Annotated in this window: 14 protein-coding genes; 4 read left to right on the top strand and 10 right to left on the bottom strand. The window is 63.0% G+C overall.

Annotation, left to right across the window (positions count from 1 at the left end; genetic code table 11):
* Window positions 1-5: 5 nt before the first annotated feature.
* The 5 genes from IAE34_RS06940 to IAE34_RS06960 all read right to left on the bottom strand — a co-directional run bounded on the left by IAE34_RS06940 (window position 6) and on the right by IAE34_RS06960 (window position 4,731).
* Entirely contained in the window at window positions 6-2,045 is a 2,040-nt protein-coding gene (locus tag IAE34_RS06940) for a chemotaxis protein CheA (protein WP_200138128.1), read from the bottom strand.
* 42 nt (window positions 2,046-2,087) lie between these two features.
* A complete protein-coding gene (locus tag IAE34_RS06945) occupies window positions 2,088-2,372 on the bottom strand; it encodes an STAS domain-containing protein (protein ID WP_200138129.1) in 285 nt (94 codons plus the stop codon).
* A gap of 23 nt (window positions 2,373-2,395) precedes the next feature.
* Window positions 2,396-2,764 (bottom strand): response regulator, encoded by a 369-nt coding sequence (locus tag IAE34_RS06950; protein WP_029612024.1) that lies wholly within the window; start codon window positions 2,762-2,764, stop codon window positions 2,396-2,398.
* Window positions 2,765-2,774: 10 nt separating this feature from the next.
* Window positions 2,775-3,986 (bottom strand): methyl-accepting chemotaxis protein, encoded by a 1,212-nt coding sequence (locus IAE34_RS06955; protein WP_200138130.1) that lies wholly within the window; start codon window positions 3,984-3,986, stop codon window positions 2,775-2,777.
* Window positions 3,987-4,233: 247 nt separating this feature from the next.
* Window positions 4,234-4,731 carry an Lrp/AsnC family transcriptional regulator gene (locus tag IAE34_RS06960; RefSeq protein ID WP_200138131.1) on the bottom strand — a complete coding sequence of 166 codons (498 nt, stop codon included), beginning with the start codon at window positions 4,729-4,731 and terminating at the stop codon, window positions 4,234-4,236.
* A gap of 125 nt (window positions 4,732-4,856) precedes the next feature.
* Between IAE34_RS06960 and IAE34_RS06965 the strand changes: the two genes are divergently transcribed.
* The 3 genes from IAE34_RS06965 to IAE34_RS06975 all read left to right on the top strand — a co-directional run bounded on the left by IAE34_RS06965 (window position 4,857) and on the right by IAE34_RS06975 (window position 8,470).
* Window positions 4,857-5,888: a histone deacetylase family protein gene (locus IAE34_RS06965; protein WP_200138132.1), complete on the top strand. Its 1,032-nt coding sequence runs from the start codon at window positions 4,857-4,859 to the stop codon at window positions 5,886-5,888.
* Window positions 5,889-5,980: 92 nt separating this feature from the next.
* A complete protein-coding gene (locus tag IAE34_RS06970; RefSeq protein ID WP_200138133.1) occupies window positions 5,981-7,393 on the top strand; it encodes an amino acid permease in 1,413 nt (470 codons plus the stop codon).
* A 12-nt stretch (window positions 7,394-7,405) separates the two neighbouring features.
* Entirely contained in the window at window positions 7,406-8,470 is a 1,065-nt protein-coding gene (locus IAE34_RS06975; RefSeq protein ID WP_200138134.1) for an ornithine cyclodeaminase, read from the top strand.
* Between the two features lie 133 nt (window positions 8,471-8,603).
* Here IAE34_RS06975 and IAE34_RS06980 read toward each other — a convergent pair whose 3' ends face one another.
* From IAE34_RS06980 to IAE34_RS07000, 5 genes are all read right to left on the bottom strand, one after another.
* Window positions 8,604-9,950: an OprD family porin gene (locus IAE34_RS06980; protein WP_233630988.1), complete on the bottom strand. Its 1,347-nt coding sequence runs from the start codon at window positions 9,948-9,950 to the stop codon at window positions 8,604-8,606.
* 212 nt (window positions 9,951-10,162) lie between these two features.
* Complete coding sequence (locus tag IAE34_RS06985; protein WP_200138135.1) at window positions 10,163-11,179, bottom strand: histone deacetylase family protein; 1,017 nt, start codon at window positions 11,177-11,179, stop codon at window positions 10,163-10,165.
* Between the two features lie 27 nt (window positions 11,180-11,206).
* Window positions 11,207-12,139, bottom strand: a complete 933-nt coding sequence (locus IAE34_RS06990) for a 2-hydroxyacid dehydrogenase (protein ID WP_200138136.1) — start codon at window positions 12,137-12,139, stop codon at window positions 11,207-11,209.
* Window positions 12,140-12,141: 2 nt separating this feature from the next.
* Window positions 12,142-12,897, bottom strand: coding sequence for a class II aldolase/adducin family protein (locus tag IAE34_RS06995; RefSeq protein ID WP_200138137.1), 756 nt, complete (start codon window positions 12,895-12,897; stop codon window positions 12,142-12,144).
* Complete coding sequence (locus IAE34_RS07000; RefSeq protein WP_200138138.1) at window positions 12,897-14,207, bottom strand: MFS transporter; 1,311 nt, start codon at window positions 14,205-14,207, stop codon at window positions 12,897-12,899. Before IAE34_RS07000 ends, IAE34_RS06995 begins: the two co-directional genes overlap by 1 nt.
* A 154-nt stretch (window positions 14,208-14,361) precedes the next feature.
* Between IAE34_RS07000 and IAE34_RS07005 the strand changes: the two genes are divergently transcribed.
* A complete protein-coding gene (locus tag IAE34_RS07005; RefSeq protein WP_200138139.1) occupies window positions 14,362-15,339 on the top strand; it encodes a LysR family transcriptional regulator in 978 nt (325 codons plus the stop codon).
* Window positions 15,340-15,470 lie beyond the last annotated feature (131 nt).

A 15,470-nucleotide genomic window follows, 5' to 3' on the forward strand; every position in this document is an offset into this window, starting at 1 on the left:
GAACGTCAACGCGTGGCGCCTGACAGGGCCTGGGTCGCCGGAACCGGGCGAGCTTCCCGTTGTACGATTTGATTGAGCAGGGCAGGCACGTCCAGGATCAGTGCCACCGCACCGCTGCCCAGGATGGTCGAGCCACTGATGCCGCGCAGCGCGCCGAACAACTTGCCCAGGGGCTTGATCACGGTCTGGAACTCGCCGAGCAGTTCGTCCACCACCAGTCCGGCCTTGTGCTCGGCGTAACGCACCACCACGACGTTCTGGCGCCGCGCAGGCGCACCTTCGTGGTTGAAATGCTCGCGCAGGTCCACCAGCGGCAGTACCTCGCCGCGCAAATCCAGATAGCCCTGGTCGCGCGTCGAGACTGGCTGGTGTTCGTCCAGCTCGATGCACTCCTGGACCATGTCCAGCGGGATCACATAGGTGGACTTATCGATGCCGACCAGGAAGCCATTGATGATGGCCAAGGTCAGCGGCAGGCGAATGCGCACCAGCGTGCCCTGGCCTTGCCGGCTATCCAGATCGACGGTGCCGCGCAGCAGGGTGATGTTGCGCTTGACCACGTCCATGCCCACGCCGCGCCCGGACAGGTCGGTCACCGCTTCGGCGGTGGAAAATCCCGGTTCGAAGATCAGGTTGTAGATCTCCTGGTCGCTCAGTGTCGCGCCGCTGGCGACCAGGCCGCGCTCCTGCGCCTTGTGCAGGATGCGCTCACGGTCGAGACCGGCACCGTCGTCGGCGATTTCGATGACGATGCTGCCGGAGTCGTGATAGGCATTGAGCCGCAGATGGCCTTTGCTGGGCTTGCCGGCCGCCTGCCGCGCCTGGGCATTCTCGATGCCGTGATCCATGGCGTTGCGCAGCAGATGCATCAACGGATCGCCGATCTTCTCGACCACCGTCTTGTCCAGCTCGGTTTCCGCGCCGCTGATGATCAACTCGATATCCTTGCCCAGTTCCTGACTGACATCGCGCACCACCCGGCGAAAGCGATTGAAGGTGTCGCCGATGGGGATCATGCGCAGGTGCAGGGCGCTGTCGAGAATCTCCTCGACCAGACCCGACACGCTGGAGGTGGCCTCCTGCAACGGGTCGTCAGCGCACGCGCGGGCCAGCAGGCTCGCCCCGGCACTGGCGATGACCAGCTCGCCCACCAGGTTGATCAGCTCATCGAGTTTGTCGGCGTTGACCCGCACATAATTGCCGTCGCGGGGCCTGGCTTCGGCGGGCGCCGCCACGCGCTGGGGCGTGCCCGCCAGCGGCGCGGCTTCGCGCTGGGCGACCAGCTCGGTGCTGGTGGCCGGGGTGCTTTCGCACGTCTGCTCGACGCGGCTGATGCGCACGTCGCAGTCTTCACGCACGAAATCGAAGACTTCATCGATGCTGGCGTAGCCGGCGCTGGAACTCAGATCCAGCTCGAAGCCCAGGTAGCAGCTTTCAGGGTCCCAACTGTTCAGGTCCGGAACCTGCTCGGTGAGCGTGCGCAACTCCACGATCTGCCCCAGGGTTTCGAGATAGCGCAGGAAGGACAGCGGGTCCATGCCATTGCGAAACACGTCCACGCCGAAGCGCAGCGAGATGTGCCACAGCACCTCACCTTCTGCCTCGTCAGCGGGGGAGACGGTGTCGATGCCGGCGACCGGGGTGTCCATTTGCCTATAGCCATTGAGCGCCTGGCGCAATACGTCCTCGTGCTCGAGCGCGGCGCAGGAGAGCGCTTCACCGCGGCTGGCGACGACCTCGATCAGCTCCAGCATGTGGTCACCGGACTTGAGCAGCACGGCGATCAACGCGGCATCGACCGCGATGTGCCCGTCGCGCAAGCGGTCGAGCACATCTTCCACGACATGGGTGAAACCGACGATCGGCGTCAGCCCGAACAGCCCGGCAGAGCCCTTGATGGTGTGAGCGGCACGAAACACCGCGCCGATGGCATCCTCGTCGCCAGGCTCGCTTTCCAGTTGCAGCAGTGATTGCTCCATGGCCTGCAACAGCTCACGCGCCTCGACGATGAAGGTTTGCAGTGCCTGGTCGAGATTGATGCTCACCTGAACGGTCCTTGTCGATTGTTGAACGTCGTGTTTCGGGGGCTAGACGAGGCAACGACATAGTTGCAACGCCTGTCTGACCGCCTGGCTCTGTTCGCTGAGGGTCAAGGCCGTGCCGCCCGCGCTGGCCTCACGGTGAACGACCGCCAGCAGTTGCACACCGGCGCCGTCCATTTCCGTGACCTGGGACAGATTCAGCTGCACACGCGGTGACGCGACCATCTCTGGCAGCAGCGCGGCGGCCAGATCGGCCACGGTGTAGATCGTCAGTTCACCGTCGATGGCGACATGGGTGGTGCCGTCCAGCACTTCGCGGGTGATCGGCATGGAGAACTCCTGGTCCACGAACCTCAGGGCAAGATCAGTTTGGAGACCGCTGCCAGCATCTGCGCCGGCTGGAACGGCTTGACCACCCAGGCCTTGGCCCCAGCGGCCTGGCCCTCGGCCTTTTTCGATTCCTGGGACTCGGTAGTGAGCATGATGATGGGCGTGAACTTGTAGCTGGCCAGCTTCTTCACCTCCTTGACGAAGGTGATGCCGTCCATGTTCGGCATGTTCACGTCGCTGATGATCAAGTGGACTTTCTGCCCGGTGAGCTTGCTCAAGGCATCCTGGCCATCACGGGCCTCGATCACCTCGTAGCCGGCGCTTTTCAGGGCAATGCCGACCACCTGCCGTACGCTGCTGGAGTCGTCGACCACTAATACGTTCTTCGCCATGGTGTGCGTCCTAAAAGAAGGTGATGTCTTGGGAATGCTGCTGCTCGGCCGCTTTTCCGTGGTGGTTGCGGCGTTGTTCGTCGGTGGCGTAGGTCGCCTCCATGCGCGCCAGCCACTGGCGGGCATCGACCGCCACGGCCTGATCCGGCGCCTGGCTGGCCTGTTGCAGGTGCTCGTGCAGGGCCTGCATGTTGTCGCGCACATGGCTGAGGATCTGGCTGACACGGTCCTGGAACTGCAGGTTGACCAGCACCTCGGTCATCTCGTCGCGAATCCCGTAGCTTTCCTGCTTGAGCAGGTCGGCCGAATCGGCCAGGCGTCCGGTGATGCTCTGGAAGCGTTCGAGCACCTGCTGGATGCTCTGCTCGGATTCGCTCACCGAGAGGCCGTCCTGCTCGGCGCTGCTGGAGGCGGCCTGCACCAGTTGGGTGATGGCGTTGTTGATGATGTCGACCTTGGCCGACATCTGCTGGCCGGTCTCGCTGGATTTGCTCGACAGGCTGCGCACGGCATCGGCCACCACGGCGAAACCGCGCCCGGCCTCGCCGGCCCGCGCCGCTTCGATGGCCGCATTGAGCGCCAGCAGGTTGGTCTGCGCAGCGATGGCAGCCACGTCCGCGGCCATGGTCCGCAGTTCACCGGTGTAGGCCGTGAGGCTGCGCACCTGCGCCAGAGTCTGATCGCGGCTGGTCTGGGTAGCCTTGAGCGAGTCGATGACCTGGCTCAGCTCGCTGTCGCTGCGCGCCAGCACCTTGAGCGCCCCCTCGGCGCTCTGTCCATCCAGCTCGCCGGCAGCGTGCTGGGAGGCCTGCACGGTGTCCTGCAGGCGCTGGGCGATGCCGGTGAAGCGGTTGGCCAGGGTGACGATCGCCTCTTCGGTCTGCTGCCGCGAGCTTTCCACCTGCTTGGCCCAGATCGGCATCGCGCCGAGCAGCACTTCGTCGAGCTGCGCGCGCGAGGCCTTGTCGACCTGGGTTGCATCGGCCGCGACGTGATCCAGCGCGAGCGCCTGTGCCCGCCGCACCGCCGCCGCCTGCGATCTGGCGCTCAAGACGCCGGCGCCCAGGCCCGCGAGCACGATGATCACGCAGGCCAGCAGGTTGGTTGTAGCGGTCGATCGAGTGAGTATCCACACCACCGCAGGCAGCACGGGGATCAAGGCGAACCAGAGCAAGCGCGGCGGGGTGGGGGCAGGGAGGAGGGGGGATTGACGCTGGGTCATGATTCCGTCCTTGGAAGATGTTTCGGCATTAACGATAGAAGGGTTATCTGCGCTGCGCTCCTCGACTTGAGGGTTTTCAGAATGCCTTCTGTCGTTTTTTTGTAACCTGTACACCTGATCCTGGAGGCCATTCAAGGCGAGAATGATCCCCCTGCCAGCGACTCGAAGAAGGGCAACGACCAACCTTCACCCATTCCAGTGAGAACACCTTGCCGCAGCGCACCTGCCTGCGCAGTGCTGATATGGATCACGACCGGTCAGGCTGGTCCACCGGGATCCGCGTGACCGCTTTCACTTCGCGCAATGCCAGGCTGGACTGAATCGAGGCGATACCCGGCTGGCGGCGAAGTACCTCTTCGACGAATCGCCCATAGCTTTCCAGGTCGCTGGCCAACACGGTCAATACATAATCGGCCTCACCCGTGACCTTGTGGCACGACAGTACCTGGGGCAACTTCATGATGACCTGCTCGAAGTCATCCGGCGCGTTCGCCGAGTGATTTCCGAAGCGTACCTGAGCGAATGCCATCACGTCATAGCCCAGCTTTCGTCGATCCAGGTTGGCCTGATAGTCCTTGATGACGCCCAGTTCTTCCATGCGTTTTCGCCGGCGCCAGCAGGGGGTGACGGTCATCGACAGCCGTTCGCCCAGTGCAGCGCTGGAGAGCGTGCCGTCGTCTTGCAAGAGGCGCAGCAGGTCGAGGTCGACGGCGTCAAGTTGATCCAAAGCAAAGTCTTTGCCCATGTGTCAGCATTCCTGTGAATACCTTGCTCAAGGAGCGGGATTGCCTGAGCATATAGCAAAACATTTTCGGCGACATCGCGCGAAGATTGCTCATCCAATAATGGCCTGAGCAAAAGGATAGTCGCGTGCTGACAGTCTTCAGTGACAACCATCGATTGCACCATGGATGCGAGCTCAAGGACGGCGCCGTAACGCCATCGTTCGAGAATCCGCAGCGCGCCGATACCGTATTGGCACGCGTCAGGAGCGCCGGCCTGGGTGATGTGATCGGTGCGCAGGCGTTCGATCGTGCCTGCTATGTCGCCGCACACAGTGAGCGCTACGTGGCCTTTCTGGAGAACGCGTGGGCCGAGTGGACGGCAACCGGCAAGACCCATGATGCCTTGCCCCTGGTATGGCCGGTCCGTGACCTGGCCATCGACCGCGAGCCAGGCTTCATCGACGGCAAACTCGGCTTCTACGCCATGGACGCCGGTGCGCCGATTACCGCGGGCACCTGGCAGGCCGTGCGCAGCAGTGCCGACGTGGCCTTGACCGCAATGCAGAGGGTGATCGACGGTGCGCCCAGTGCGTTCGCCCTTTGCCGTCCGCCGGGCCACCACGCGGCACGAGAATACATGGGTGGTTACTGCTACCTGAACAATGCGGCCATCGCCGCAGAACGCTGCCTGAGCCAGGGAGCTGAACGAGTGGCCGTGCTAGATGTGGATTTCCACCACGGCAATGGCACGCAGAACATTTTCTACGACCGCCCGGACGTGTTCTTCGCCTCGATCCACGGCGACCCCCATGTGTCCTACCCGTACTTCTCGGGTTTCGAACACGAGCGGGGGGCGGGAGCCGGGGAGGGCTTCACCCTGAACTACCCCCTGGCCAGGGGCACCGTCTGGACCGGCTATCGGCAGGCGCTGAGTGACGCCCTGGGCCGAATCGTCGCCTACAAGCCCGACTTCCTGGTGGTCTCGCTGGGCGTCGACACCTTCGAGGGCGACCCCATCAGCCATTTCAAACTGACCAGCGACGACTTCCTGCGCCTGGGCGCGGACATCGCCGGCGCTGGCATCGCGACGCTGTTCGTGATGGAAGGCGGCTACATGGTCGATGAGATCGGCATCAACGCCGTGAATACCCTGCAAGGGTTCGAAGGCGGGCGCTGAGCGCCATGACCTGCCCCCCGCACGCTCGGCCTTGTGGACGACACCGGGCCGGCCACGGGCGTTGACACTCAGACAATAACAAGAGGTCGCCCATGAAACCTTTATCCGCAAGCCTCGATGAGCGTTGCACTGGAGCACCGCCCAGTGATGGCCATCTCAAACGCACGCTGGAAAACCGCCACATCCAATTGATCTCTATCGGTGGCGCGATCGGTACGGGTCTGTTCATGGGGTCCGGCAAAGTCATTGCGCTGTCGGGCACCTCCATCTTGCTGGTCTACGCCATTCTCGGGTTTTTCCTGTTTTTCGTGATGCGGGCCATGGGTGAGTTGCTGCTCTGCGACCTGCGTTTCAAATCCTTCGCGGATATCGTTGCTCATTACCTGGGCCCGCGTGCGGGTTTCGTCCTGAGCTGGTCCTACTGGCTGAGCTGGAGCGTTGCGGTAGTAGGGGATGTCGTGGTGGTAGCAGGGTTCTTCCAGTACTGGTTTCCTGATGTGCCCGCCTGGATGCCTGCTTTTCTCACCCTCTTCGTCCTGCTGGGGTTGAACATGCTGGCGGTGCGGATCTTCGGCGAAGTCGAGTTCTGGTTCGGCATCATCAAGATCGTCGCCATTGTCCTGTTGATTCTGACTGCCACCGTGATGATCGCGACGTCCTACACCTCGCCCAATGGCGTGGTGGCGTCGCTGTCCAATGTGGTGGCGCCCGGGGTGATTTTCCCCCACGGTATCAGCGGCTTCTTCGCCGGTTTTCAGATCGCCGTGTTTTCCTTCGCCGGTACCGAGTTGATCGGTACCACAGCTGCTGAGGCAAAAAATCCGCAACGCACTTTGCCCAAGGCGATCAACACGATCCCCTTGAGGATTCTGCTGTTCTACATCCTCGCCTTGGTGTGCATCATCAGCGTGGTGTCCTGGAGCCAGGTCCCTGCCGACCGAAGCCCCTTCGTCGAACTGTTCCTGCTGGCGGGCTTTCCCGCCGCGGCTGGGATGATCAACTTCGTGGTGCTAACGTCTGCCGCCTCTTCGGCCAACAGTGGCGTCTATTCAGGTTGCCGGATGCTGTTCGGCCTGGCTGAACGGCGTCACGCTCCAGCAATTCTGGCAAGGCTTTCAGTGTTGAGCGTGCCCGTCCACAGCCTGCTGTTTTCGGCGGCGTGCATGCTGACGGGGCTGACACTGCTGTTCATCATTCCTGAGGTGATGACGGTGTTCACGCTGATCTCCACCGTGTCGGCGATCCTGGTGATCTTCACCTGGTCAATGATTCTCGCGGCATACATTGCGTACCGTAAACGCAACCCAGCGGCCCACTCGACCTCGACCTTCAAGTCGCCTGGCGGCGTGCCCATGGCGCTCGTCACGCTTACCTTCCTGGCTTTCGTGCTGGTCCTGCTGGCCCTCGAACCCGATACACGCATGGCGCTCTGTGCGATGCCGGCCTGGTTCATCTTCCTGTTGCTCGTCTATGGCCGGCGCAACGCTGCCGCCAATCCATCCTGAGAGGAACTGTTCATGACGCGTTTCGTAGACGTCCCCACCATGTCTCGCCTGGTCGATCACATCGGCATCTCACGCTTCATCGGCGAGCTTGCCGACACGATTCGCGAGGATTTCATCAACTGGCCAGACTTCGACAAGTCAGCTCGGGTGGCCAACCATTCCGACATCGGTGTGATCGAGCTGATGCCAGTGTCCAGCGCCCAGCGCTATGCGTTCAAATATGTCAATGGCCACCCCAAGAATACCCAGCGTGGCCTGTACACAGTGATGGCATTCGGCGTTCTAGCCGACGTCGAGACAGGCTATCCCGTGCTGCTGTCCGAGTTGACTGTGGCGACGGCGCTGCGCACCTGTGCAACATCATTGATGGCCGCACGTGCACTCGCCCGACCGGATTCGCGGCGCATGGCGTTGATTGGTAATGGTGCACAAAGTGAGTTCCAGGCGTTGGCTTTTCACTATCACTTGGGCATCGAAGAGGTCGTGGTCTACGACGTCGACCCCCTGGCTACCGAGAAATTCATCCGTAACATGGCTGCGCACTCGTCTCTGAAGGTGCGCCGGGCCGCATCGACAGCTGAGGCCGTGAAGGGCGTCGATATCGTCACCACCGTAACGGCAGACAAGGCCCTGGCGACCATCCTCACGCCAGAGATGGTCGAGCCGGGCATGCACATCAATGCTGTGGGCGGTGACTGCCCCGGCAAGACCGAACTGCATGCCGACGTCCTGCGCGCGGGCAAGGTGTTCGTCGAGTATGAACCGCAGACGCGTATCGAAGGCGACATCCAGCAAATGCCCGCCGATTTCCCGGTCGTCGACCTTTGGCGGGTGCTCGCTGGACAGATGGTCGGCCGAGAAAATCGCGAGCAGCTCACCATCTTCGACTCGGTCGGCTTTGCCCTGGAAGATTACTCGGTGCTGCGCTACGTCAACTCCCAAGCCGAAGCCGGCAATCTTGGGGTCGGGATCGAGCTGGTGCCCTGGGGTGAACAGGACGATGACGACGATCCCAAGGACCTATTCAGGCATACCCGCTCTGGGACAGCACGCAAGTCATTGCGCCGCATCGCTTGACCGATTGTCGTCTTGCCGTGACACAAGCGGGCAGCGCGCACCAATCCAAGTCTGAGAGCGCTGCTTCACGCAGCGCTTCAGACTTGTAGACGTGCAGACGATCTGGCCCTGGGGCACCAGCGCGTCAACCAAGCTACTTCAGAAAGCTCAGATCCAGCGGGTAGTCGAGAATGATCCGGGTCTGGTCCAGGTCGTTGGCGATCATTCCATAATCCCCGCCGGTGCGCATGGAGGCCTGCAGCAGCCGCAGCGTCAGGTTCTTCAGCGGCCCCGACTGCACCACATACTTCACCCACAGGTCGCGTTCCCACTGCGATCCGTCGCTGACCGCCTGGTAGCGCGAGTACGCGCCGCCTGCATGGCGACCATCGATGTCGGTACCGCGGATGTAGCGCGCCGTGAAGCTCAGCCCTGGTACGCCGAACACGGCCGCATCCAGATCATAGCGGGCGCTCCAGCTGCGTTCGTTGGGGCTGTTGAAATCGCTGGCCTGGGAGGCGGCGTCAAGCTCGATATCGAAGCTGTTCCACACGTAGTCGAACGGCTGGTCACCGTCGATGCGTGTGTAGGCGACTTCGAACTTGTGCCCGGCCAGGGCATAGCCCACCCGTGTACTCCAGGCATCGTTGCGAATATCGCCAAGCAGTGCGTTACCGGCGTCGCGAGTGCGGTAGTAGTTGACGCCGGTGTTGAGCACGCCGCCAACCTGCAACGGCTGGCGGTATTCGATGGAAGCGAACTGCTGGTGCCAGATATCGTCCAGCTCCGAGCCATACAGCTTGATCTTCACGTTGTCGAAGCCGGAGTAGATACCACCGTAGTAACTGACGAAGTCGCTGTCGGCCCGACGTCCGGCATAGACCGTGCCCAACTGGCCGCCGTGATGGGTTTCGGCGCGGTCGCTGCTGGAGGTGAAACGCCCACCGTTCAGGGTCAGGCCGTTGAAGCTGCGATCGGTGAAGTTCCAGCCCCTGAGTGTCTGGGGCAACAGGCGGATATCGCCGTACTTAAGCACGGGCGAGTCGGGGAACAGATCGCCATAGGCCAGTTCGGTGCTGCCGATGCGCATTTTCAGCGAGCCGCCGGCCTTGGAAAACTCGCTTTTCGGTTTACCCTCGTTGTCGCGCGCGACGATACCGCCATTGCCGACGCCGTCACCGACCCGGCCCTGGCCGCCATCGAGCTTCAGCGCTCCCATGTAATGCAGGTCGAGGCCGAAACCGACCAGGCCTTGAGTGAAGCCGGAGTTGAACTTGGCGAGCACGCCCTGGGCCCATTCCTGGCGATAGCTTTGCCGCTCGCCCGCAGGGTTCAGGTAACTGCCATTACGGTTGTCGGCATTCCAGTAGAAGTTGCGTAAACCGACCGTGGTCTGGCTGTCTTCGAAGAAGCCAGCGCTGGTCTCGGCCGCGTGAACGAGCGACCCATACAGGCAGGCACTCGCACCTGCCAGCCCCAATGTAAAAAACGTGCGCAGCATGGACACTCCCTTATTGCCAGGTTCAAGAATGGCAGCGTGAAGATTTATTGTTATTGGCCCTGGGCCTTCGAGCGGGCAGCCGGGGGCATCACCGCTGACTCGTGGTTGAGGCAAGTTGCGGTTTTTTATTGTGGTGTCGCTTGCAGGACCCGGATTTCGCCTGTCGCCGGCAAGCCGGCTCCTGTGCAGAGCCGGGTTGCCAGCAATCGCTGCTACTCGGTCAGGCCGGCGAAGAAGCGTGTGGCGTTTTCATCGAGGGTGGCGATGTCGTAACCGCCTTCCTGGACCACCACGCAGGGCAAACCCAGCGCCTTGATCCGCTGTCCGAGACGGTGGAAACCTTCGTGGCTGACGGCCACCTTGGACTGCGGATCGTTCTCGTAGATGTCGAAACCCAGCGACAGCACCAACACCTCTGGGGCGAAGGCACGCAGCGCTGCTGCAGCCTTGTCCATGCAGGCGAAGAAGTCCGCCTCGCTGGCTCCATGGGCCATCGGCAGGTTGAGGTTGAAGCCGGCGCCGGCACCGGTCCCGGTCTCGTCGTCGAAACCGGCGACCACCGGATAGAAGTTGGTCGGGTCACCATGGATAGACACGTACAGCACGTCGTCACGGTCATAGAAGATTTCCTGTATGCCCTGGCCGTGGTGCATGTCGGTGTCCAGCACCGCGACCTTGGCGAATCTGCCCCGCAGCACCTGCGCGGCGATGGCGGCGTTGTTCAGGAAGCAGAACCCGCCGGCGGCTTCAGCCCGGGCATGGTGCCCCGGTGGCCGGCACAGGGCATAGGCGAGCGAATCGCCCTGGATCACTGCATGGGCCGCAGCCACCGCGCTTTGCGCCGACCAGTAGGCGGCCTGCCAGGTGTGCTCGCCGATCGGGCAACTGCCGTCGGCCAAATAGCGTGCGGTCTTGCCCAGGATACCGCGCAGCGGGTTGTTTTCGCGGATGAAGATGTTCGACATGACCTCATCGCCCCAGTCTTCCGGCACGTCATGCCACTGCTGGTAGGCGCTGCCCAGATACTCCAGGTACGCCGGGCCATGCACTGCCGCCAACGGCGCCAGGCCATGGTCGGCAGGCTCGTGCAGCGGGTAGCCGAGTTTCTCGACGGCGGCCAGGAGGGGATCGATGCGCGCTGGCAACTCCTGGGGTTGGCGCATCTGGCCGCGGGACAGATATGAGCGGGGGTGGTGCAGGCGTTGCGCCGGGTGGAAAAACGTTTTCATCTCGAAGACCTCATCTTACGCATGCGATCAATAGCCCAGTTCGGGGTCGACCCGATTGTTCAACTCAAGCCCCGCGGCCAGGCGCGACACGTTGTCGGCCACCTGCTGGGCGATGCATCGGTCGGACGCAGCCGAGGCCATGTGCGGCGTCACCCAGACCCCGGGCGTGTGCCACAGCGGCGAGTCGGCGGGCAGGGGCTCGCGCTCGAAGACGTCGAGCAAGGCCCCGCGCAGTCGCCCGCTGGCCAGGGCCTGGCGCAGGTCGTCGGCCTCCAGGTGCTGACCGCGGCCGCAGTTGATCAAACCGCTGCCCTTGGCCATGTGCCGGAACACCGCCTGGCTCAACACGCCACGGGTGCTGGCGGTGAGCGGCAGCAGGTTGACCAGCACATCCACCCCGGTGAGGAAATCCTGCAGCTCAGGTGCACCTGCAAAGGTGCTGATGCCATGGACGTGCCTTGGACTGCGAGCCCAGCCACGTACCTGGTAACCGGCCGCCGCCAGGCGCTGCGCCACGGGTGCGCCAATCGCGCCCAGGCCCATCACGCCGACCTTGTAATCCTGCGCCTTGCGCTGTACCGGCCGCTGCCAGTGCTGCCTGGGGTTATTGGCGATGACCTGGTCGAAACCGCGGTGAAAGTGCAGTACGCCCCAATGCACGTATTCGCTCATGCCCTGGGTGTGGTCTGGGTCGACCACCCGGCATACCGGCACGGACGCATCACGTGAGCGGTCCTGGGCCAGGTGATCGACCCCCGAGCCGATCGAGTGCACCAGGCGCAGCCTGGGTAAGGCGCCGAGACTGCCTTCGGGCGGAAACCAGCACACCGCCACCTCTGCCAGCTGCGCCTGGGCATCGTTGGGGCGCATGACCTCCAGATGCGGAGCGTGTTCGGCGAACAATGCGATCAACCAGTCGGTGAGGGTGGGGTCCTGGCAAAGCACTAGGATTTTGCTCATCGTCAGCTGCACCACTCGTGTCGTTGTTCGTCGATCAGACTGAGCGCGGCCTGCCAGGCCATGTCGATGATGCCGTCGATCCCATCGCGTCCAAACTGCTCGGCGGTGTGGCGGCACACCGCTTCACTGGGAAGGTTCAGCGCGACGCCGGCCGACAGCGCCTGGACCTGCGCCTGGCAGGCCCGTTCGAGGAAGTAGATCTCGTGGAAAGCCGCCGCCACGCTGGCACCGGCGGCCAGCAGGCCGTGATTGCGCAGAATCATCGCCTTGTGCGGGCCAAGGTCGGCGACCAGGCGCTCACGCTCCTCCAGCGACAGGGCAATGCCTTCGTAGGTGTGGTAGGCCAGGTTGCCGTAGAACTTCAGCGCGTGCTGGGTCAGCGGAAGCAGCCCGTCACGCTGCGCGGCCACTGCCATGCCAGCGGCGGTGTGGGTGTGGATGATGCAGTGCAGGTCCGGGCGCGCGTTGTGGATCGCCGAGTGGATGACGAACCCGGCTGCATTGACCTTGCCGGCCTTGTAGTGGCTGTCGACCACGGTGCCATCCAGGTCGATCAGCACCAGGTCACTGGCGCGCATCTTTTCGAATGCCACGCCGTAGCGGTTGATCAGGAAGTGCCGAGCGGGGCCCGGCACCCTCAGGGTGATGTGCGTATCGATCAGGTCGGTCATGCGGTAGTAGGCGATCAGACGATACAGCGCGGCGAGTTCGCAGCGCGCATGCCATTCGAGGTCCGACATGCTCATGGGCTTGCTCATCAGGCGACTCCGTGCGAGGTGGGGAGGGCAGTTGGCCGGGCCTGGGCGCTGCGCAGTTGCGACAACCCCAGCACGCCAGTCAGTGACATCAGCGCCAGGACACTGAAGAACAGCGCCAGCGGCAGCCATTGCCCGGCGTATTGGCCGGCCAGGAAGGTCCCCAGCATCGGCGTCAGGCCACCGGTGAGGCCACTGCCCAGTTGATAGGCGATCGAGATGCCCGAGTAACGCACCCGGGCTGGGAAGGATTCAGCCATGAAACCGGCGATCACCGCGTAGAGCGCCGCCAACAGCACCACAGCCAGGGCGATGCCGGCGGTCATGTAGAACAGGTTGCCCGTCTGCACCAGCAGGAACATCGGGTACGGCACCAGCATGCACAGCACGGCGACCCATTTCAGGAAGCGCTCTTCGCCGATGCGCCCGGCCAGCATTGCCGAACAGGGCTGCGACAGGAACTGCAGGATGGTCACCACGAACAGGCAGTCGAGGATGGTGCTGCGGGCGATGCCCTGGTATTGGGTGACGTAGGTGATCATGAACGTGTTGGTGAAGAAGAAGCCCCCCGAGCCAATGGTCACGGCCAACGCCGCGAACACGATGTTGCGCCAGTTCCCGCGCAGCACGTCCCGCACCGGGTTGTCGGAGGTCTGGTCGTTTTCCTTGACCTCGGCGAACTCCGGTGACTCCGGCACGCCGAAGCGGATCACCAGCCCGACGATCATCAGCAGCCCACTCAGCAGGAACGGGAGGCGCCAGCCCCAGCTCATCAAATCGTCCTGCTCGAGGGTCGTGATGAGGCGGAAGGCGATCAGCGCCAGCAACAGGCCTGCCGGGCTGCCCCACTGGGCGAACGAGGCGAAGAATACCTTGCGCCCCTTGGGCGCATGCTCGCTGGCCATGAGCACCGCGCCGCCCCACTCGCCGCCGACCGATATGCCCTGCAGCAAGCGCAGGAAGATCAGGCCAGCGGGTGCCCAGATACCCGCCTGGGCGTAGGTCGGCAGCAGGCCGATGCAGGTGGTCGCCACGCCCATCAGCACGATGGTCACCAGCAGCATCTTCTTGCGCCCGAGGCGGTCGCCCAGGTGACCGAACACCATGCCCGCGAACGGCCTGGCGATGAAGCCGACGGCGAAGCTGCCGAACGCGGCCATGGTACTGAGCATCGGGTTTTCGCTGGGGAAGAACAGCTGCCCGAGGACCAGGGCTGCGGCGAAGGCATAGATGTAGAAATCGTAGAATTCGATGGTGGTGCCAACGAAGGCAGCCGCCGCGGCACGACGCGGGGTGGGGGTCTTGCTGGTCATCTGAGGCTCCTGGGCGTCATTGTTATAGGCAGGAGAAGGAGAATCCGGGTAGCGGTGACACAGGCACTCTGGCGGTGCGTTGCTAGATGTTGAAGCAACACCTATTCTAGGAAAAGCTTCTAATTCAAATACTCGAGTATAAGAAGAACCAATAATGTCGACACCCGCCGCGCCCTATGCAAGACACCCGGAAGCCAAGCGGTTTCTCAACGATCGGCTGGACTGGAACCTGCTGCGCACCTTTCTGGTGATTGGACAGGAGGGCAGTATCAGCCGAGCGGCGGCGCGTCTGCACCTCAGCCAGCCGGCCATCAGCCAGGCGCTGCGCCGCCTGGAAGAGCAGCTAGACAGTGCGCTGGTAGTGCGCCGTGGGCCCCGTATCACGCTGTCGCAGGCGGGGGAGGAGGTGATGCAGATCGCCGCCGAACTGTACGGCACGGTCTCACGCCTTGGCCCGGCACTGGACAGCCCCGCCGAGACGGTGACGGGCAGGGTCCGCCTGTTGAGCATCAGCCGCATCCAATCGCGGGCCTATGACGAGTTTCTGGCGCAGTTTCATGGCGAGTACCCGCAGGTGGAACTGGAAATCGACGTGCTGCGCAGCGCGGATGTGATCAGCGGGTTGTTGCAAAAGACCGCATCGTTCGGCCTGGGCCTGTGCCGCACACCCCAGCCGCGTCTGGAGCAGCGGGTATTGCTGGAGCAGCGCTACGCGTTCTACTGCGGCAAACGCCATCGGCTGTTCGGGCGCAAGAACCTCACTGTAGCGGACCTGCAGGGTGAGAATTTCGTGAGTTTCACCAGTGACCAGATCGGCGGCAGCCTGTCACCGCTCACGGTGTTTCGTGACCAGCACGGCTTCACCGGGCGACTCATCGCCTCGTCGCCGAGCCTGGATGAGATCCTGCGCATGGTTGGCGCCGGTTACGGCATAGGCTGCCTGCCAGAGCACATCGTGGTGGCGGACGTTCAAGCCGGTGAACTATGGCGACTGCCACCCTGGGAAGGCGTCATCGATGTCAATGTTTACCTGCTATGGAACCGCGAGCAGAAACTGACCCAGGCGGAGTCGATTTTTCTCGAGCGGTTCCAGCAGATGTTGATGACAACGGACGTGGCAGAGCGTTTTTGACTGGAGACTGGTATTGCGGTGGGGTCGAAGATGCGGGAGGCCATCACAGGCCCGGAATGGTTGATTCACGCTCGCCGAATCGAACAGCCTGTGCGATTCACGATGCCAATGATCTGCAAGAGATAGGCAAT

This window comes from Pseudomonas sp. S30 (assembly GCF_016518545.1).
Taxonomy (GTDB): domain Bacteria; phylum Pseudomonadota; class Gammaproteobacteria; order Pseudomonadales; family Pseudomonadaceae; genus Aquipseudomonas.

What these genes read in the sequence shown, in the direction of transcription:
- IAE34_RS07005 (WP_200138139.1), top strand. Translation starts at nt 14,362, where the DNA reads ATGTCGACACCCGCCGCGCCCTATGCAAGACACCCGGAAGCCAAGCGG.
- IAE34_RS06955 (WP_200138130.1), bottom strand. Translation starts at nt 3,986, where the DNA reads ATGACCCAGCGTCAATCCCCCCTCCTCCCTGCCCCCACCCCGCCGCGC.
- IAE34_RS06990 (WP_200138136.1), bottom strand. Translation starts at nt 12,139, where the DNA reads ATGAGCAAAATCCTAGTGCTTTGCCAGGACCCCACCCTCACCGACTGG.
- IAE34_RS06980 (WP_233630988.1), bottom strand. Translation starts at nt 9,950, where the DNA reads ATGCTGCGCACGTTTTTTACATTGGGGCTGGCAGGTGCGAGTGCCTGC.
- IAE34_RS06975 (WP_200138134.1), top strand. Translation starts at nt 7,406, where the DNA reads ATGACGCGTTTCGTAGACGTCCCCACCATGTCTCGCCTGGTCGATCAC.
- IAE34_RS06970 (WP_200138133.1), top strand. Translation starts at nt 5,981, where the DNA reads ATGAAACCTTTATCCGCAAGCCTCGATGAGCGTTGCACTGGAGCACCG.
- IAE34_RS06950 (WP_029612024.1), bottom strand. Translation starts at nt 2,764, where the DNA reads ATGGCGAAGAACGTATTAGTGGTCGACGACTCCAGCAGCGTACGGCAG.
- IAE34_RS06945 (WP_200138129.1), bottom strand. Translation starts at nt 2,372, where the DNA reads ATGCCGATCACCCGCGAAGTGCTGGACGGCACCACCCATGTCGCCATC.
- IAE34_RS06985 (WP_200138135.1), bottom strand. Translation starts at nt 11,179, where the DNA reads ATGAAAACGTTTTTCCACCCGGCGCAACGCCTGCACCACCCCCGCTCA.
- IAE34_RS07000 (WP_200138138.1), bottom strand. Translation starts at nt 14,207, where the DNA reads ATGACCAGCAAGACCCCCACCCCGCGTCGTGCCGCGGCGGCTGCCTTC.
- IAE34_RS06960 (WP_200138131.1), bottom strand. Translation starts at nt 4,731, where the DNA reads ATGGGCAAAGACTTTGCTTTGGATCAACTTGACGCCGTCGACCTCGAC.
- IAE34_RS06995 (WP_200138137.1), bottom strand. Translation starts at nt 12,897, where the DNA reads ATGAGCAAGCCCATGAGCATGTCGGACCTCGAATGGCATGCGCGCTGC.